This is a genomic window from Sphingobacterium sp. BS-2, from assembly GCF_046161205.1.
Classification (GTDB): domain Bacteria; phylum Bacteroidota; class Bacteroidia; order Sphingobacteriales; family Sphingobacteriaceae; genus Sphingobacterium; species Sphingobacterium mizutaii.
Genome location: NZ_JBIXGO010000016.1, coordinates 38901 through 56432 on the forward strand (window position 1 = coordinate 38901; position 17532 = coordinate 56432).

At 41.1% G+C, this 17532-nt stretch carries 13 protein-coding genes; 4 read left to right on the top strand and 9 right to left on the bottom strand.

Annotated features, from left to right (window positions below):
- Positions 1-10 precede the first annotated feature (10 nt).
- Positions 11-3100 carry a SusC/RagA family TonB-linked outer membrane protein gene (locus ACK2WI_RS07160; RefSeq protein WP_409150209.1) on the bottom strand — a complete coding sequence of 1030 codons (3090 nt, stop codon included), beginning with the start codon at positions 3098-3100 and terminating at the stop codon, positions 11-13.
- Positions 3101-4006: 906 nt separating this feature from the next.
- Here ACK2WI_RS07160 and ACK2WI_RS07165 point away from each other — a divergent pair.
- The 4 genes from ACK2WI_RS07165 to ACK2WI_RS07180 all read left to right on the top strand — a co-directional run bounded on the left by ACK2WI_RS07165 (position 4007) and on the right by ACK2WI_RS07180 (position 8741).
- Positions 4007-6856 (top strand): family 78 glycoside hydrolase catalytic domain, encoded by a 2850-nt coding sequence (locus ACK2WI_RS07165; RefSeq protein ID WP_409150210.1) that lies wholly within the window; start codon positions 4007-4009, stop codon positions 6854-6856.
- Between the two features lie 13 nt (positions 6857-6869).
- The gene (locus ACK2WI_RS07170; RefSeq protein ID WP_409150211.1) at positions 6870-7184 is read left to right on the top strand and encodes an L-rhamnose mutarotase; all 315 of its coding nucleotides are present in this window, start codon (positions 6870-6872) and stop codon (positions 7182-7184) included.
- Positions 7185-7223: 39 nt separating this feature from the next.
- On the top strand, positions 7224-8264 hold the full coding sequence (locus ACK2WI_RS07175) for a GntR family transcriptional regulator (protein WP_312696312.1): 1041 nt from the start codon (positions 7224-7226) through the stop codon (positions 8262-8264).
- 105 nt (positions 8265-8369) lie between these two features.
- Positions 8370-8741, top strand: coding sequence for a DoxX family protein (locus ACK2WI_RS07180; RefSeq protein WP_409150212.1), 372 nt, complete (start codon positions 8370-8372; stop codon positions 8739-8741).
- 885 nt (positions 8742-9626) lie between these two features.
- On the opposite strand, the gene ACK2WI_RS07185 is transcribed toward ACK2WI_RS07180, so the two are convergent.
- From ACK2WI_RS07185 to panC, 8 genes are all read right to left on the bottom strand, one after another.
- Positions 9627-10184: a DUF4136 domain-containing protein gene (locus tag ACK2WI_RS07185; RefSeq protein WP_312696314.1), complete on the bottom strand. Its 558-nt coding sequence runs from the start codon at positions 10182-10184 to the stop codon at positions 9627-9629.
- 43 nt (positions 10185-10227) lie between these two features.
- Positions 10228-11874, bottom strand: coding sequence for an NAD+ synthase (locus ACK2WI_RS07190; protein WP_409150213.1), 1647 nt, complete (start codon positions 11872-11874; stop codon positions 10228-10230).
- Positions 11875-12213: 339 nt separating this feature from the next.
- A complete protein-coding gene (locus tag ACK2WI_RS07195) occupies positions 12214-12780 on the bottom strand; it encodes an FKBP-type peptidyl-prolyl cis-trans isomerase (RefSeq protein ID WP_169918976.1) in 567 nt (188 codons plus the stop codon).
- Between the two features lie 76 nt (positions 12781-12856).
- Complete coding sequence (locus ACK2WI_RS07200) at positions 12857-13330, bottom strand: thioredoxin family protein (protein ID WP_312696317.1); 474 nt, start codon at positions 13328-13330, stop codon at positions 12857-12859.
- The gene (locus ACK2WI_RS07205; protein WP_409150214.1) at positions 13330-15669 is read right to left on the bottom strand and encodes a TonB-dependent receptor; all 2340 of its coding nucleotides are present in this window, start codon (positions 15667-15669) and stop codon (positions 13330-13332) included. The genes ACK2WI_RS07200 and ACK2WI_RS07205 overlap by 1 nt, the downstream gene beginning before the upstream one ends.
- A gap of 172 nt (positions 15670-15841) precedes the next feature.
- Positions 15842-16204 carry a hypothetical protein gene (locus ACK2WI_RS07210; RefSeq protein ID WP_312696318.1) on the bottom strand — a complete coding sequence of 121 codons (363 nt, stop codon included), beginning with the start codon at positions 16202-16204 and terminating at the stop codon, positions 15842-15844.
- A 52-nt stretch (positions 16205-16256) separates the two neighbouring features.
- A complete protein-coding gene (gene panD, locus ACK2WI_RS07215; protein ID WP_094255370.1) occupies positions 16257-16604 on the bottom strand; it encodes an aspartate 1-decarboxylase in 348 nt (115 codons plus the stop codon).
- A 44-nt stretch (positions 16605-16648) separates the two neighbouring features.
- Positions 16649-17497 (bottom strand): pantoate--beta-alanine ligase, encoded by an 849-nt coding sequence (panC, locus tag ACK2WI_RS07220; RefSeq protein WP_409150215.1) that lies wholly within the window; start codon positions 17495-17497, stop codon positions 16649-16651.
- Positions 17498-17532: the final 35 nt, after the last annotated feature.

Below are 17532 nucleotides of genomic sequence, written 5' to 3' on the forward strand. Positions count from 1 at the left end.
AATCCTTGTCTTAAAAATTGAAATTCAACCCAAATGTGTAAATCTTTGGAACCGGATACGCCGAATAGTCGATACCTGGTACCAATGGACTTATATCCCCCCTATTTATGTTGGTACCTTCTGGATTTCCATCGTAATCAGTGAATAAGAATGGATTCTGAAGGTTGGCATAAATTCTAAGGTTGTTTAACACTCCGCCAATGCTCTTTGGTAGGGAATAACCGATAGTGATGTTCTTGATCCATAGGTAATCTGTCTTTTGGACAAATAGGGAATGGGTATCACGATACATTACACGGCCTCTACCAGTACCATTGGTTGTTGGCACCAAACCACTACCTGGATTAGATTCTGATCTCCAACGATCAGCAACCTCTTTCCTCACATTAAATACACCGTCGATGTTGTCTGTATAGAACCTGGTAGCATGCAACATTTCTTGTCCCATGGAACCCACCATCATCACTCGGAAATCAAATGCTTTATAAGTCAAGGTATTGGTCATACCAAAATTGAAGTCAGGATAAGGGTTTCCAATTACTGCAAAGTCATCGTTTGGTGTAATCTGACCATCTCCATTTACATCCTTCATTTTTAAGTTCCCAGGGATAGCTCCCGGGAAAGCTGGATTATTGTCTACATCTGCTTGGTTTTGATAAATTCCTTCTACCACATAACCGATGATCATTCCGACAGGCTGACCAATCTCGGTGATATTGGTAAAGTTTCCTTCCGAACTCTGTCCTGAGAAGATTGGGTCAGTACTGCGTCCCAATGCAATGACTTTGTTGCGGTTGAATGAAATATTGAAGTCGGTATTCCAGGTAAAGTTTTCACGGGCAATATTTGCTGAACTAATTGAAAACTCAAAACCCTTGTTCTCGACATCTCCACGATTTTCCACCACTGATCCAAATCCTGATGAATTAGGGATCGGGGTATTCAATAATAGATCTAAAGTATTACGTTTATAATAGTTGGCAGTTAAGGTCAAACGGTTATTCCATGTGGTGAAATCTAAACCAATGTTCAACTCTTTCATCCTTTCCCAACCTAAGAAGCTGTTCCCTAGGCTGTTCATCGTACGGCCTGGTGCAAGACCTCCTCCAAATATGTAATTCGCTGCTCCAATACTACTTAAAGAAGCATAGTTGGCAATATTGAAGTTTCCAGAACGACCATAAGAAGCTCTCAATTTCAATTCATTGATCCACTCTTTATCTTTCAGGAAATCCTCTTCAGATAAGCGCCATCCGACGGCCACTGAAGGGAAAGAACCCCAGCGATTGTCTTTACCAAAGCGGGAAGAACCATCAGCACGATAGGATCCCGTCAAGATATAGCGATCTAAATAGGAGTAGTTAACCCTTGCTAGGTAAGAGATCAATCCCCAATCTTCAATACCTGTACCGCCGGTAATCCTAGCTGCTGCATTCAAGGTTTGAATATCATCATCCGGGAATTGAGCACCATTGAAGTTTGCATTCTTATTCTTTTGCATTTGGATGGAATAACCAGCCAATGCAGAAATGGAATGGCCATTATCAGAGGAGTAATCGTAGTTTAAAGTGTTTTCGTTTGCCCAGTTAATATATTGGCCTCTGCCATAGCTTCCGCTAGGAATTGAAGCACCCGGAGCATTTTGATTAGGAATAGTAGATGGCCTAAAAGTCTCGCCACTCTCATCTTGATAGTCCACGTTGAAGGTCGTTTTGAACTTCAAGTTTTCCAAAAAGCTATATTCTGCGTAGGTACTCATCAAGAGTTTTAACTTCGAGCTCTTGTTTGTCCTTTGATTTAGGAACATTACTGGATTGGGATTTCCAAAGGTTCCCGCAGATTGAATATAAGGAACATAGGAACCATCATCATTATAGATTTTGGCAACAGGAGTAGTGATTTCGAAGAATTCATCACGTCCCTGACCATTGATTCCACCTTCAATATAAGATAGCGTAGGGTTAATGTTCATCCCTAATTTTAATTTCTTGACAAAATTCCCTTCCACATTCGCACGGATCGAGAAACGATCAAAGCCAGAATTTAACATCACTCCCTTTTGGTTTAAATAACCAGCAGAAACGAATGAACGAACACTCTCATTACCACCAGAGAAATTCACGTTGATATCCGACATCGGCGCAATTCGGGTCACGGCATCATACCAATCCACACCTTCACCAAGGGCAGCTGGGTTTCTATATTCTTCAGGGATATCATTTATAGTTGGTTCCCTTCCTTCTTCGAACCTGATTCTATCCTCAATAGCTTCTTTTCTGAATTGTGCAAATTCTGCGGCATTCATCAAGTTGGGTCTTCCTTTCTGAGGGACCTGCTGTAAACCGGAACTTGCCGCTACATCAATTCTCATTTTGCCATCTGTACCACGTTTGGTATTGATCAAGATTACGCCATTGGAACCTCTTGAGCCATAAATAGCCGTTGCAGAAGCATCTTTCAGCACGGTCATCGACTCGATATCATTTGGGTTGATGGTTGCCAAGGGATTTCCCCTTTCACTGGAAGAGCCCGGTACCGGGAATCCATCAATAACATACAAAGGCTGGCTACCAGCACCAATTGCGCCAATTCCCCTGATTTGAATCCTAGGACCTCCCCCTGGAGTACCATTGGAATTACTTACCTGTACACCTGATAATTGACCTGTTAAGGCTTGGTCAGGACTCGCAATCGCCTGTCCTTTTACATTTTTCATGGACACAGCGGCAATCGAACCAGTAACATCCTTTTTCTGTTGGCTACCATAACCCACCACAACGACTTCCGTAATGTCTTCACTGCTGCTGTCTAAAGAAATGTTTTGAGTACCTGCAGCATTGACTACAATCTCTTTCGAAGTGAAACCGATATTGTCAAAGGTTAAAGTTTGCCCTTTGTTCAATTCGATTTCATAATTACCGTTTTCATCAGTCGCAGTCGCAGAATTGGTGCCTTTTACTCGAACAGAAACACTCGCAATAGGCACCCCATTGGCATCACTAACAGTCCCTGTGACCTTGATTTTCTCTTGGCCAAACAAGTTTAAGTTGCTGATGCCCGTGTAATGTTCCACGGAGATGTTGTGTGTTTCTTTATTCATAGTAGAATACTTGTTGACCTCGGAATGGCCAGCCTGCGATAAAATCAAAGCAGGAAAGATCAACGATAATTGCAGGAATCTTTTCTTGGGTTCCGTTCCGAATGTGAACCCCAAAACCTTCCTAAATGTTACGGCAGGTGCAATTAATCGATGGTTTTTCGTTTTGTTTAATTGGTCATATTGCATACCTTTGCAAAGTTAAATGGTTAAACAATAAAGAGTTTCGACCCTCTTGGTTAGTTTAAAAAGACCATTGATATTGAACCGATAGTGCGGGAACACTGTCGGTTTTTTTTTATTAGTCTTTTTCAATGTTATTGTTCAATAACAGATCATCCTTTTTCTAAGTAATACATGTTTTCGTTTTCATTTGGTTTATTGGCAGCCTAGGTTGAAGGGCTACCGGAATTAGTTAAAAGTTATAGGTTGCCAATACTTTGGCTGTAGTTCAAATATAGTTATCCACTTTAGGTTGAGCATCCTGCACCGTCCTGTAGAAGGGGTGTATGGGATGGAAAGGGGGGAGATCTCTAGAAAGATTCAGAGGCTTGCCGTGGAATCTATTTTTTGTATTAAACAGTGGGCATTCATTGCGAATCGCAAGATGAGCAAACCGTTTTATTCCGAAATAGATCGTTCGCTTTGCTCACGATGACAGTCTTCGCTGTGCTCTGAATCCCTCTAAATACTTTTATTAAGAAAATCCCAATTTGGATTCTGAGTTTTTATTAAATAATCCCCTCCAACCTGAAAGAACAGGATAGTCCTTCCTTTCGCCTTTTCTATCTTTAATCAATTTTCAGAATTATAGCCTATTTAAAACTATTGCAAAAAAAGGATGAAAATGGAAAGGTAATTTCCGAAATTGAAGTACCTAAAAAACTATAAATTATTAGATCGTCGCGCATGGAATCCTTAAAAATTATATCCTGTATCTGTGTAAGCTTGTTGTTGAACTTTGCGGCTTCTTTTGCGAATATCCAACCTAAATACCTGCGTACAGAATATAAACTGAATCCTTATGTCGAGGAAAGCAAGCCTCGCCTGAGTTGGGAATTAGAAGGAAAAGGATTCAATCAATCCCAATTGGCTTACCAAGTGCTGGTGGCAAGCTCTGAAATGCTGCTTAAAAAGAACCAAGCAGACCTTTGGGATAGCAAAAAGGTCAGTAGCAACCAAACTAACCAAATTGAATATGCTGGAAAGTTACTGAAGCCTGGTCAGCGGGTCTATTGGAAGGTGCGTTCTTGGGATGAAAAGGACAAAGTAGGGAAATGGTCCGATGTGCAGTATTGGGAACTTGCGAAACCTAATCCCGACCATTGGAAAGCAAAGTGGATTGGTGTTGATTTAAATCACCTAGCCCCAACAGCTGAATATCATTTACCGCCTTCGCCTTATTTGCGCAAGGAAGTCATCCTAAATAAAAAGATAAAATCAGCACGCCTGTACATCAGCTCCCTTGGCCTCCATAATTTTTATATCAATGGTGAAAAGATTGGTCGCGATTATTTTGCGTCAGGATGGACAGACTACCATAAGCGGGTTTATTACAATGTCTATGACGTCAGCAACCAACTGAAGAATGGAGAAAATGCTTTTGGAGCTATTTTATCCAGCGGTTGGTATGCCGGTTATTTGGGCTATGCATTATTGGTGGGTTCCCCACAAGTGAATCAATTCTATGGAAAATTTCCCTTACTAAAGGCTGAGATCGATGTAACCTATGAAGATGGAAGCCAAGAACAGATTGTTACCGATTCGAGTTGGAAGTACAGTACTGGCGCCATATTGGAATCAGATTTCTTGGAAGGGGAAAAGCATGATGCCCGAAAGGAGCCGCAAGGATGGAATAGGGTAGGATTTGATGAAAGCTCTTGGACGACTATCCAAGAATTTCCAGATCAAGAGGGACAAGCGCTAGAAATCTATCCCAGCAATCCAGTTCGGGTACTGCAGGAATTATCCGCCAAATCAATCAAGAAAATTGATGGAGGTAAATATATCGTGGATTTTGGACAGAATTTCGCTGGTAATATCCGCCTAAAGATCAATGGCGCAAAGGGAGATTCCTTGGTCTTTCGGTATGGAGAAATGCTGTTTCCTGATGGCAAGCTGATGACCGACAACCTCCGAAAAGCGAGGGCTACGGATACCTATATCCTGAATGGTTCAAAAAATGAGGAATGGAGCCCTAGCTTCACCTTTCATGGTTTTCAGTTCGTAGAAGTTACCGGTCTGAAAGAAGAACCTAGCCTTGATTTCTTGACAGGCTTGGTCATGAGTTCCGATCTCGACCAAGTCGGAAATTTTGAATCAGACAATGCCATGTTGAACCAGCTCTATAGCAATATACTTTGGACGCAGAAGGCTAATTATCTCGATATCCCTACCGACTGCCCGCAACGTGATGAACGATTGGGCTGGACTGGAGACGCCCAGGTGTATATGCGTTCGGCGATCTTCAATGCTGATGTTGCTGCTTTCCACAAGAAATGGATCAAAGACCTGAATGATTCCCAATGGCCGAATGGAGCCTATCCGATCTATGCCCCAATGCCTGTAAATGCTGAGGGAGTAGCAGCGATCAGAGCATCCGATTCTTTCTCGCCGGGATGGTCCGAAGCCGGGATTATCTGTACTTATGAATATTTCAAAGCCTATAATGATTTTCGGATTGTAAGGGAATCGCTGCCTTTTATGAACAAATTTATGGCTTTCCTGAAGTCACGGACCAAGGGACATGTACTTCAGGAGGGGGCTTTTGAAGATGTAAACCCAAAGGGTGGATTCGGAGATTGGCTATCTGTTGGTGAAAAGACAAGCCCGGATTTATTGGCGACAACCTATTATTTCTATTGCAATAAATTGATGGCTGAAATGTGTCGCGCTATCGGGGATTTGCAAGTAGCGAATGATTACGAAAAAGAATCCTTTGCGGTCAAGATGGGCTTTAATCAACATTATATGGACGATCAAGGAAAACTGAAAACCAATGCTGCTTTTTATGGAAAGGGGGAAGGCTATGTTGAAGGGCAGAATGGCTTTTCTGGGCATACCCAAACGGCTTATGCCAATGCACTGTATTCGGGGATCCTGGATGAGGAGGATGAAGCCATAGCAGGAAAATATCTACGCGAATTATTGGAAAGCAATAGCAATAAATTGAGCACGGGTTTCTTGGGTTTCAAGCCGCTTTTGCCAGCATTGACGGCTTCGGGGTCTGCTGATAAAGCGTATATGCTGATCCAAAGTACGGAATACCCATCCTTAGGCTATGAGGTTGTTAACGGTGCCACTTCCATTTGGGAACGTTGGGATAGCTATACCAAAGACAAGGGCTTTGTCCATAATGCAGCTATGAATTCCTTCTCGCATTATGCGTTTGGTTCGGTCAATGAATGGATGTTTGAATATATGTTGGGAATCCGACTAAAAGAAAATGGTTTCCAAGAGATCTATATACAACCTGAAATAGGAGATTTCGGAATCAATAACGTGGCTGGGTCTTATCGTTCCATTGCCGGTAACATTAAAAGTGCTTGGAGCAAATCCGAAAAGGAGGTCATCCAAGAAATCCAGATCCCAGTCAATGTAATTGCCTATTGCAGTATCAATACCGATGATCTGACTGCTGTAAAAATAAATGGTGAACCCATCGATAGGAACAATCTTGTCCGTTCCTTAAAGAAACTGGACGGCAAGATCTTGGTTGAACTTGGCTCGGGTAAGTATACCATCAGAACAGACCTTTAATCTTCAAAAGAACATGAAACAGCTAGCATTTAAAATGAAACTTCTGCCGGGCAATGAAACTGAATACCTGCGCCGGCATCAGGAAATATGGCCTAAGTTGGCTAAGCTCTTAAAAGAAAATGGGATCTCCGATTATTCCATTTTCCTTGATGAGGATACCTTAGATCTTTTTGCGGTGCAGACCTTGACGGAAGGATTTGATGAACAAAAATTAAAGACAGATCCCATAATGAAGGAATGGTGGGCTTATATGAAGGATCTAATGGAAACCAATGCCGATAATTCGCCAAAAACTTTTCCCTTAAAACAAGTATTTTACTTACCTTAGGATGTATACAAAGTAAACCTATATTGTAATACAGATCTTATGACTTCCAAGGTAACTGATTTCTTAAAGACCATTCAGATAAGTGACTTTTCTGCTACCCCAAAATACAAGCAGTTAGCCAGTGCCATTATCGATGCGGTCAAGAATGGTGCATTGGAAAAAGAGGATATGTTGCCTTCCATCAATGAGCTTTCTGTGTATGTGGATATCTCTAGGGATACCGTCGAAAAAGCCTATAAGTTCCTCAAAAATGCTGAAGTCATTGCCTCCATTCCCGGTAAGGGATATTATATAGCCACTACTGACGTGAAGCAGAGGCAAAAGATTGCAATCCTTCTGAATAAACTCAGCGCTCACAAAAAGTTGGTCTATGATTCCTTTGCAAGAGAATTAGAGGATGATGCAGCGCTCGATCTTTTCGTGTACAACTCAGATATCACCTATCTGCGGACCCTTTTAGGAGGCCTGACTAAGACCTATGATTATTATGTCCTTTTTCCACATTTTAAGGAAGGAAGAGATCAAGCCCCCGATATTATTAATAAATTGATTCCACGTGAAAAACTGATCTTATTGGGTAAGTACATCGATGATATACAAGGTGATTTCGCTGCCGTATATGAGAATTATGAAAAGGATATCTATGGCGCCCTAGAAGAAGCCTTACCATCCTTGAGTAAGTACCATACCTTGAACCTGATTTTTCCGGATAATAGCGATTATCCCAAAGCGATTATCAAAGGCTTCTATAAATTTGCCCAACAATATGCTTTCAACCATTCCTTAGTCAGCGAATTGGAGAAGGAAAAAATTGAATTGGGTAGCTGTTATATCAATATCGCCGAAGATGATCTGGTGAAGCTATTGGACAAGATCATCAAGAAAAACCTAAAGATTGGACAGGATGTCGGCGTTATCTCCTATAATGAAACCCCATTAAAGAAATTCATTCTCAATGGTATCACCACGATATCAACGGATTTTGAAATGATGGGTAAAATGGCGGCAGAGCTTATCAAGAACAAATCAAAGGATCATGTAGAAGTCCCTTTCTACCTGAAGCAAAGGTCATCGATTTAAAGAGTTAGAACAATTAGTTTGTAAGGTCCATCCAAAAAATTGCTTCCATCCATAAACAATTTGTTTTGTAATCTGTTCAATACCAGTCCACAAAGCAAAATCTTTATGAAAATCCTTAAGACTATTATTTTCACCCTATTTGGTTTGGCATTTATATTCTTCGGTACAGCCAAGTTCATCAACATAATCCCGACCCCCGAACTGACTGAAGCTCAGTTATCCATTACAGCGGCTTTAATGAAATTAAAATGGCTAATTCCCTTGGTAGGGACGATGGAAATTATAGGGGGCCTCTTGGTCGCCATTCCCAAAACAAGAGCCTTAGGAGCCATTATATTGCTGCCTATTTTGATAGGAGTCTTTCTACATCATACAACCTTAGATCCTTCCGGAGCACCAATGGCTGCCGTATTAGGGTTAATTGATATTTGGATCATTGCCGATAATTGGAAGAGGTATTTACCTATGGTAAAATAGCAAAGTATAATTGTGGCATTCTAAACTATTTTTGGACGTGCTACTGTAGGGGCGTATTGCATACGCCCGCCTCTTACAAACCTAAATTAATATCATCCCTTTGGATGTCCCTCCTTTCCATTCCTTCGTTTGAACCAGGATGCCCTTCGGCAGAGCTCAGGGTACGGGATGGGAGGATAGACCAAGATTTAAACTGTATCAAACAAATAATTGACCGATGGTTCTTTAGCACATTTACAATTCTGAACGAGGAGTGAAGAATCTGTACGGTTCTTATAAAAATGGCCTGTCATCTTCAATCGAAGATTGAAGAACTGTACGCCAATGCTATCATTTTTTGATTATCAGTATTTATAGTTCCGAGATGTTTCGTTCCTCAACACGACAGGCTCGGGGATAATAAAAGCCATGCTTCCGAGATGTTTCGTTCCTCAACATGACAGGCTCGGGGATAATAAAAGCCATACTTCCGAGATGTTTAGTTCCTCAACATGACAGGCTCGGGGATAATAAAAGCCATACTTCCGAGATGATTCGTTCCTCAACATGACAGGCTCGGGGATAATAATAGCCATACTTCATAGATGTTTCGTTCCTCAACATGACAGGCTCGTGGATAATAAATGCCATACTTCCGAGATGTTTCGTTCCTCAACATGACAGGCTCGGGGATATTAAAAGCCACACTTCCGAGATGTTTCGTTCCTCAACATGACAGGCTCGGGGATTAAATATTAAAAAAGCCATGCTTCCGGAATGTTTCGTTCCTCAACGATGATGCAAATAGCTAAAAAAACATCCCCTTTCCGCTCTCTCAAATCTCAAATCTCACATCTCATATCCAAACACAAAAAAAGCGAGCATTGCTCGCTTTATTTGTGTTTCCTATTTCACCGGATATTCCTTAAAAATTCCTTCTACCACTTTCGGTAAATTATTGATTGATTTCTCTGGGGTTTGGATTTCGCCAGATCCTCTTGCTTGCCAAACGACCGAATTTGATTTGCGGTCCACAGCTTCAATGATCAAATGGGAGTAGCGAACTTTTTCTTTTCCTACTGGATAAGATCTGCCGCCCCAGCCGTAGCCCCACCAGGGACTAAAGCCCCATGGGCCACCCCATCCCCAGCCTGTGTTCCCGTACACCATTCTGCTTTTGTTGTTCACGATGGTGATATAACGAAACAAGATGTCTGGGTTTTCTTTGCTGTAGCGCATTCCTCTAGCCTCTAATTCACGGTTTGCCGAAGACAGAATGTTGTTTCTGGCGATGTCGTTCGTAAAGTAGTTCTTGGAAAGGGAATCTACAGGAGGTAACCAACCATAAGTTTTATATTGTGCGAAGTCCAAGGTCTGGACCCTCGTGGTGTTATATTTATAGGAGCTACAGGAGCCTAATACTAGGACTACCCCAAGTAGCATGATTGACCAAAACTTTTTCATAAACCTCAATTTATTTTATTAGACGTAATTAGCCATAAAAAGTTTAACCTCCAAACGAATATTTTGCAACTAAAGGCATGGACCTTCCCGGACCAAATGCTTTAGGGCTAACGCGCAGAATAGGAGGGGCTTGGAATCTTTTGAATTCCGCATTGCAAAGCAATTTATAGATCCTGTTGACCAAGGTTTCATCGAATCCCAAATTGATGACATCCTCTTTGGATTTTTCCATTTCGATCAGTTGGAAAAGGACCGCGTCCAAGAGATCATAATCAGGTAGAGAATCCGAATCTTTTTGATCCGGTCTTAATTCGGCCGATGGTGGTTTGACGATCGTATTGATCGGAATAATTTCGCGATCGCGATTGATGTATTTTGCCAACTCATAAGCCTGTGTCTTATAAACATCGCCAATGACACTGATTGAACCTGCCATGTCTCCATATAAGGTGCCGTAACCAACTGCAGCCTCACTTTTGTTAGAAGTGTTCAGTAAGATGTTGCCAAATTTATTGGAGATTGCCATTAGTAAGGTTCCCCTTGTTCTAGCTTGAATGTTTTCTTCGGTGGTATCCTTATCACGTCCGGCGAAGGTTTCTTCCAGAGTCGATTCAAAAGCAGATGCAATGTCTTTAATTGGAATTATTTGATGTTGACATCCGGTATTCTCCACCAAATCCAAAGCATCTTTCAAGGAGTGGTCCGTCGAATATACTGAAGGCATCAAGATAGAAAGCACATTTTCAGGACCTAGGGCTTCACATGCCAATGCGGCAACCAATGCTGAATCCAGACCTCCTGAAAGGCCAAGAACCGCTGATTTAAAGCCTGATTTTTGAAAATAATCTCTTAGTCCCAAGATCAAGGCATCATGGATCAATGAGATTTCTGTTGTTTTCAGTGGGCTATGTTCCACCGAGGACTTTAAATCATTGTTGATTAGTTCCACAAACTGTAAATCCTCTTCAAAAGCCTTTAATTCTAGGATCACTTCCGCCTTTTTGTTCAATGCAAGTGAGCGACCATCAAATATGATGTCTGTTTGTGCCCCAATTTGATTGACATAGATTAGAGGAGCGCTCGCTTTGATCACATTGCGCTGCAGCACATTTTTTCGGCTTTCAAAATGCGTGTATGAGAATGGCGAAGCTGCAATATTAATGATCAAATCAGGATTTTCTTTTGCCAACTCCAACATAATATCGCCTACATAAGAATTAGGGCCATCGTCATCCCATAGGTCTTCACAGATGGTCAAGGCAATTGTCTTGTCCTTAAAATTGATACAGCTTACTTGTGCATTAGGTTCGAAATAACGGTATTCATCAAAAACATCGTAATCGGGAAGCAGACTCTTTTTGGTAATTTGCTTAACTTGTCCTTGTTCAATCAATACAGCGGCATTGTAAAGGGATTTTCCTTCTCCATCTTGATTGGGAACAGGAGCACCAATTATACAGGCAATATCCTGGCAATGTTCAGCGATGCGCTCGATGCTTTGATAGCAATGCTGTAAAAAAGCAGAGTTGCGCAAAAGATCCTTCGCAGGATAGCCTCCAATAGCCAATTCTGCAAATACGATCAGTTCAGCACCTTCACCCTTAGCTTTTTGGATGCTATCGATAATTTTTTGGTTGTTCTTTTCGAAATTTCCTATATGGTAGTTGAGCTGTGATAAAGCAATCTTCATGTGTGGACTTTTATTGTAAAAATAGTAATTTAATTAATTATCGCCTAAAGCCTATCCGCTATTAAGTAATAAATACTGGAAATTTTTAGGCTAATTTTTTAAGTCAGACTATTCTTTTGACCTTATTCGAGACATATTCGGAAAACTTGCAATATGAATCGAAGAATAAGGAATTTTTGTTGCTGTAAATGACGGAGCAATCCAAGGCATTTCCCGAATGTGTCTCGAATGAGTCTCGAATGAAACCCGAATTTTTCTTTAGGTATTTTGGGATGAAAACCAACAGAAAAAGGCAACCTTACGATTGCCTTTTTGTAAATATTATTTGATTTTTTGCGCTTAGTTTGCGTTTCTGATATCCGTTACTTCAATGGTGAAGATAAGCGGTGAATCCGCAGGGATATTTTCTTGTGCTTGATTATCATAACACAAAGGAGAAGGAGCGATAAATCTCACTTTATTTCCTTTTAATAATCCATGAGGTAAAATACCAGAATAACCTGTTGTAGCTTTAGGGTAGAACATCACCATCCATGAAGTGATTAATCTGTTGATGGTAATTTGGGTTGGAGTTGTTTTTTCTTCAAAAACTTTTCCATCCATTAATTGACCTTTATATTTTAGGTTAGCCGTAACTGGCACCCATCCGTTTCCTGCAGAAACATATTCGAATGTACTATCAACTGTAGAAGGTAATACTTCGTACCAAATGCCGTAAGCTGAATCTACGTTCGGACCAAAATGTTCTTTTGCATAAGCTTCAATACGTGGAGCTTGAGCTTTCAAAGTTGAATCGATTCTTCTTTGATTAGCTTCATAATCAAAATCATTAGTTTCAGTCTTCATACAAGATGAAACACTTACCACAGCCAAAAGAGCAACTAAGAATAATTTTAAGTTTTTCATATTCGTTTTTAGTATCATTAATAATGCTTCTTATAACGTATGTATTTTTTTATACGCTACAGTTGCGGGCATAAATTTATAAAATATTTAATAGTTGCTTAATACTTAAGTAATTAAATTTTTTGAATTTCACGGAAAAATCGGTGTCTAAGATCATGGTAGTAGGGAAAACAGCCCTGTTTTTGCTGCCCATTAATATACTTGCCAAGGGGTGATATTTTCCGGTCCTTTTGGACTTTAATTCGCTGACATAGCTCACTCCGTCAAAACTGACAGTGTCTACGGATTCTGCATCAAACTCTACGGCATAATATTCAGAATTGAGCTTTTCGATCACTTTTTGGTCTTGAAAGGTTTCGCCTAGCATCTTTTTGCAATACGAACACCAATCGGTATGGAAAAAGATCAGAACGGGCTTTGGCTGTGTTTCCAAGGAGTCGGATAATTGCTCAAAGGAAAGCCAATTGATGGCAGGTTCGTTCTGCTCTTGAGCTTGGAGCGAACCTGTCATCAATAAGATGCTGATGAGTATGTTTTGTAACAACTTCATTAGTGAAAATGTCCAACTTTGATGCCGAAGGTTATGGTCCTTGGCCTTGATGGTCCATAGATATAGTTGGAGTCACGCAAAGCGCCTTTATCAAAATCTTTCTGAAAGGCATTGAAAACGTTCTGCATCCCGCCGAAAAGCTCGATGCTGAAGTCTTTCTTTAATGAAAAAGTATAGCCCAAGCGGAAGTTTGCTTCCACAAAATTTGGAGAGTTTTTCAAGATCATCTCTTCTCCTTCCAAAACATGTGGCACGATCATACTACCGGTGTAAACCCCAGTAATGTCGATATTAAAAGGCTCCAATGGTTTCCAGTTTGCATTAAAGTATCCGTAAACATTTGGCGTACGAACAAACTTTTTGCTGCTGACATTCTCTGCAGCTGTCTTTCCTTCATATAATAGTTGTTCATCGGTATATTCAGAACGTTGCACAGTTCCACCCATCTGGAAACTGTATTTTGAAGAAGGGGCAATGTTTAATTCCACATTTGATCCATATACCTTCGCACCAGTCCCATTTCGCATTTCTTGGATGATCAAGTTTTCATCTTGAGAAGTCATGATATTGGTAAATGGATTCTGAAGGTCTGTATAGAATCCTTCCAATAATAAACTGGTCTGTACTGAACCAAAGTTTTTGGTAAAGTTAAATGAACCGGTATAGGCATTGGAGTATTCAGTTTTTAAGTTTTCACCGATCAATACGAATACTTGTTGCCCACCGATGGAAGTGACGTGCATATCTTCGTTGAAAGCTTGTGGTGCACGGAATCCGCGGGCAAATCCACCTCTGAATTGCAGATAGTCGGTGATATCATATAACAAGGTGAACCTTGGGCTGAATGTACCAAAGTTTTGGGCGGAGTTCCTATTGTAACCTGCCAATTTATAGCTGCCATCTACATAGGTATAATCATAGCGCGCACCAATCAATGTTTTTAGGTTCTCCAAGATATTCCACTCGTATTGCGCATAAGAACCCACGCCATGTGTCTTTTGGTCGATCAAACGATCGTATCCAGGGATATTGTCCTTGGTTCTGTTGTTGTTATATTCCACCCCAGCCGTAATGACATCGCGTTCGAAGGTATAGGTATATTGCGCACCTACCACCATGGCGAAATCATCGGTATCACCATAAGCATTAGATGCAAGGATGCTATCCTGAGCGGTTCTACCACCGCCCAGACCTCCATAAAAGCTTTCTCTATCGGTAATCAGTCCAGAACCATATAGAGAAAGTTTATGCTTGTAATCTTTTGAGTATTGGTCGTAAGTCAATCCGCCGATAAAGGTATTGGTCCTTAACTGTTCTGTTACATCTGTAAAATGCGGAGCCTTGTCCAAGTTGTCTCCACCTCTTCGGAACTCATTTAAGGCACTTAGGTCTAAAGTAATCTTATTGAATTCAGATGGCTTATAGAAAGCCTTGGTTCCAAAGGTGATGTTCTTCAATTTTGTCATTTCGGAAAAACCATCGCCATTCGCATCATAGGCTTGACGATTACGGTGCATTCCGTAAAATGTAGCTCCAGCTTTTAGGTCATTGTCCACATAAGAAGTATTGAAATCAATGGTATTGTCCCAAGCTTGGCCATCGATGAAGGAGTTGGTCGATTTGATCTGCCAATCATTTTCTACAGGATCTTTGGTAATGATATTGATGGTTCCGGCAATGGCATTCGCACCAAATAGGGCAGACCCCCCAGAGCGAACCACCTCGATGCGGTCTATCATGGAGGTAGGAATCTGATCCAGACCATAAACACTGTTTAGAGCAGAGAAAACAGAACGAGAGTTAATCAGAATCTGCGAATATGCCCCTTCCATTCCATTTAAGCGAACTTGGGTAAAGCCACAGTTTTGGCAATTATTTTCCACGCGAACCCCTGGTTGGTAATTCAAGGTTTCCGACATGGCAACGGACTGTGTTGCGGTAAATAATTTTGGGCTCAATACATTCACGATTACTGGAGCTTTCTTTCTTTCCATGCCATAACGGGAAGCACTGACCACCACTTCGTTCAAATTTAGGTTGTCTTCATGCAGGACGATGTTCAATCCTGATTCGTTGGCATTGAACTGTTTTTTAGCATTTTGGTAGCCTACCGCTCTTACGGAAAGGCTTTTGCTGCTTTGGCCTTTGGTATCCAGTTCAAAATATCCTAGGCTATCAGTTGAAGTTCCCACTTTGGTTCCATCCAAAAGAATGGTTGCATTAGGGATAGCTTGTTGTTTGTCATTAATTACGCGACCTGAAATTTGGGCATAAACCGCTTGTTTGCCTAGGCCAAGGCATATAATGATCAGGAAATTCCTGAGTAGAAATAATTTCATAAATAATTTTAGCTGTACAATTATATTTGGATACCTATAAAGTATAGGAACCCAAATAGGGTAGGGCATCATTCACGCCACTACATAAATTAATTAATCGCGAACCTGTTAAGCGCAATAATCCCAAAGCGTTTGGGTTTGGAGCCAATAGGTTCAAAAAGAAAAATATTGATTAAGCTAAAATGGAAGGGGGCCCACGTCCAGCACGGATATCGTGGATTTGGAAAATAATATTAAAGGTCTTAAACCCGAATTCATAGACATTGAACTCTGGTAAGATCGGTACTTCAAAAACAAATGGGGACCAGTGGAGGTAAGAACCTTGGTAAACGATATCTAAGAATCGGATTTCAGCATCAGAGTGGTGATGATGGTGGTTCTTTTCGCCAAGGTTATAGGGGTGGATGTGCGTGACGATCTCACCGGTTGAGGTGACCTCTTTGTGCATGAAGACTACACCGGAGATAATGATGCCGCACATCCAAACAAGAAGGAAGTGGGCAACAAATTGGCGGTATGAGGTTAGTCTATGCATGCACGGGTCAAATGATTGCTAAAATTAACAATTTATCTGCTAAAATTAGTGTTTAAACGATTTTATTGTGCTCATCTGGGAACACAAGCAATGGTTTGTGGTTTCTTGCTTCCTCACGTTCCATTAATGCGTAAGAAATAATGATTACGATGTCGCCAACTTGTACCAGACGGGCAGCGGCTCCATTCAAACAGATGGTTCCAGTACCACGTTCACCTGGAATGACATAGGTCTCCAGCCTAGCTCCATTATTATTGTTGACGATCTGTACTTTTTCATTGGCAATAATATCCGCAGCATCCATCAGGTCTTGATCAATGGTTATGCTTCCCACATAATTCAATTCAGCTTGCGTAACGCGAGCTCTATGAATTTTTGATTTCATTACTTCTATCATCATGATGCAAAGTTACTCTTTTAATATAAAATGGCTTAAAAATTATTCTAACGGGAAAGTAATATGTTATCGATCAAACGTACCTTCTCCACCCATGCAGCGATGAGTGCTACGTAGTCTTTGTCTGCTTCGATATTGTCGACAGGGGCCAATGTGCTCGTTTCACAAATACTAAGGTATTCCAATTCCACAGCAGGATTGGAAGCAAGGATTTCTTTCGCTCCATCCAACAGCTCAGTGACGGACTTCTGCTCCAAATTGTCCTTGATAAAGCGAAGCGCCGTAATTAAAGTCAAGGCATTTTCTTTTCCTTCTTCAGAAAGACGTGCGTTCCTGGAGCTCAATGCCAGCCCTTCATCACTTCTAATGATTGGGCAGATCAGGAGTTTGATGTCCAGTTTTTTGATGTCAATCATGCGTTGTATGACCATCACCTGTTGGAAGTCTTTTTGGCCAAAGCAAGCTTGGTTCGGTTTTACCAGATCAAAAAGCTTAAAAACGATTTGTGTAACACCTTGGAAGTGTCCTGGGCGGTGTTCGCCTTCCCAGATCTGGTCCAGATTTCCTAGGTCGATATGCCATTCAGGGTCATTTTCTGGATACATCTCCTCAACGGTCGGCATAAAGAGAATATCACAGCCTACCGACTCCAATAGGGCGATATCATTTTCAATAGGGCGAGGATATTTCTCCAGGTCCTTAGGGTCATTAAATTGAGTTGGATTGACAAAAATGCTACATACCGTAATGTCGGTCAGTGGTTTAGCATAGTTGATCAAGGAGAGGTGACCTTCATGCAGCGCACCCATGGTCGGTACCAAGGTGATGACTTGATTTTGTTGGCGGATTCCAGCAAGTTCATGTTGGAGTTCCTGTTTAGTGCGAAAAATTTTCACGGTCAAAAATTAGAAATAAGGTGCAAAAATGGGGA

What these genes read in the sequence shown, in the direction of transcription:
- ACK2WI_RS07160 (WP_409150209.1), bottom strand. Translation starts at nt 3,100, where the DNA reads ATGAATAAAGAAACACACAACATCTCCGTGGAACATTACACGGGCATC.
- ACK2WI_RS07165 (WP_409150210.1), top strand. Translation starts at nt 4,007, where the DNA reads ATGGAATCCTTAAAAATTATATCCTGTATCTGTGTAAGCTTGTTGTTG.
- ACK2WI_RS07170 (WP_409150211.1), top strand. Translation starts at nt 6,870, where the DNA reads ATGAAACAGCTAGCATTTAAAATGAAACTTCTGCCGGGCAATGAAACT.
- ACK2WI_RS07175 (WP_312696312.1), top strand. Translation starts at nt 7,224, where the DNA reads ATGACTTCCAAGGTAACTGATTTCTTAAAGACCATTCAGATAAGTGAC.
- ACK2WI_RS07180 (WP_409150212.1), top strand. Translation starts at nt 8,370, where the DNA reads ATGAAAATCCTTAAGACTATTATTTTCACCCTATTTGGTTTGGCATTT.
- ACK2WI_RS07185 (WP_312696314.1), bottom strand. Translation starts at nt 10,184, where the DNA reads ATGAAAAAGTTTTGGTCAATCATGCTACTTGGGGTAGTCCTAGTATTA.
- ACK2WI_RS07190 (WP_409150213.1), bottom strand. Translation starts at nt 11,874, where the DNA reads ATGAAGATTGCTTTATCACAGCTCAACTACCATATAGGAAATTTCGAA.
- ACK2WI_RS07195 (WP_169918976.1), bottom strand. Translation starts at nt 12,780, where the DNA reads ATGAAAAACTTAAAATTATTCTTAGTTGCTCTTTTGGCTGTGGTAAGT.
- ACK2WI_RS07200 (WP_312696317.1), bottom strand. Translation starts at nt 13,330, where the DNA reads ATGAAGTTGTTACAAAACATACTCATCAGCATCTTATTGATGACAGGT.
- ACK2WI_RS07205 (WP_409150214.1), bottom strand. Translation starts at nt 15,669, where the DNA reads ATGAAATTATTTCTACTCAGGAATTTCCTGATCATTATATGCCTTGGC.
- ACK2WI_RS07210 (WP_312696318.1), bottom strand. Translation starts at nt 16,204, where the DNA reads ATGCATAGACTAACCTCATACCGCCAATTTGTTGCCCACTTCCTTCTT.
- panD (WP_094255370.1), bottom strand. Translation starts at nt 16,604, where the DNA reads ATGATGATAGAAGTAATGAAATCAAAAATTCATAGAGCTCGCGTTACG.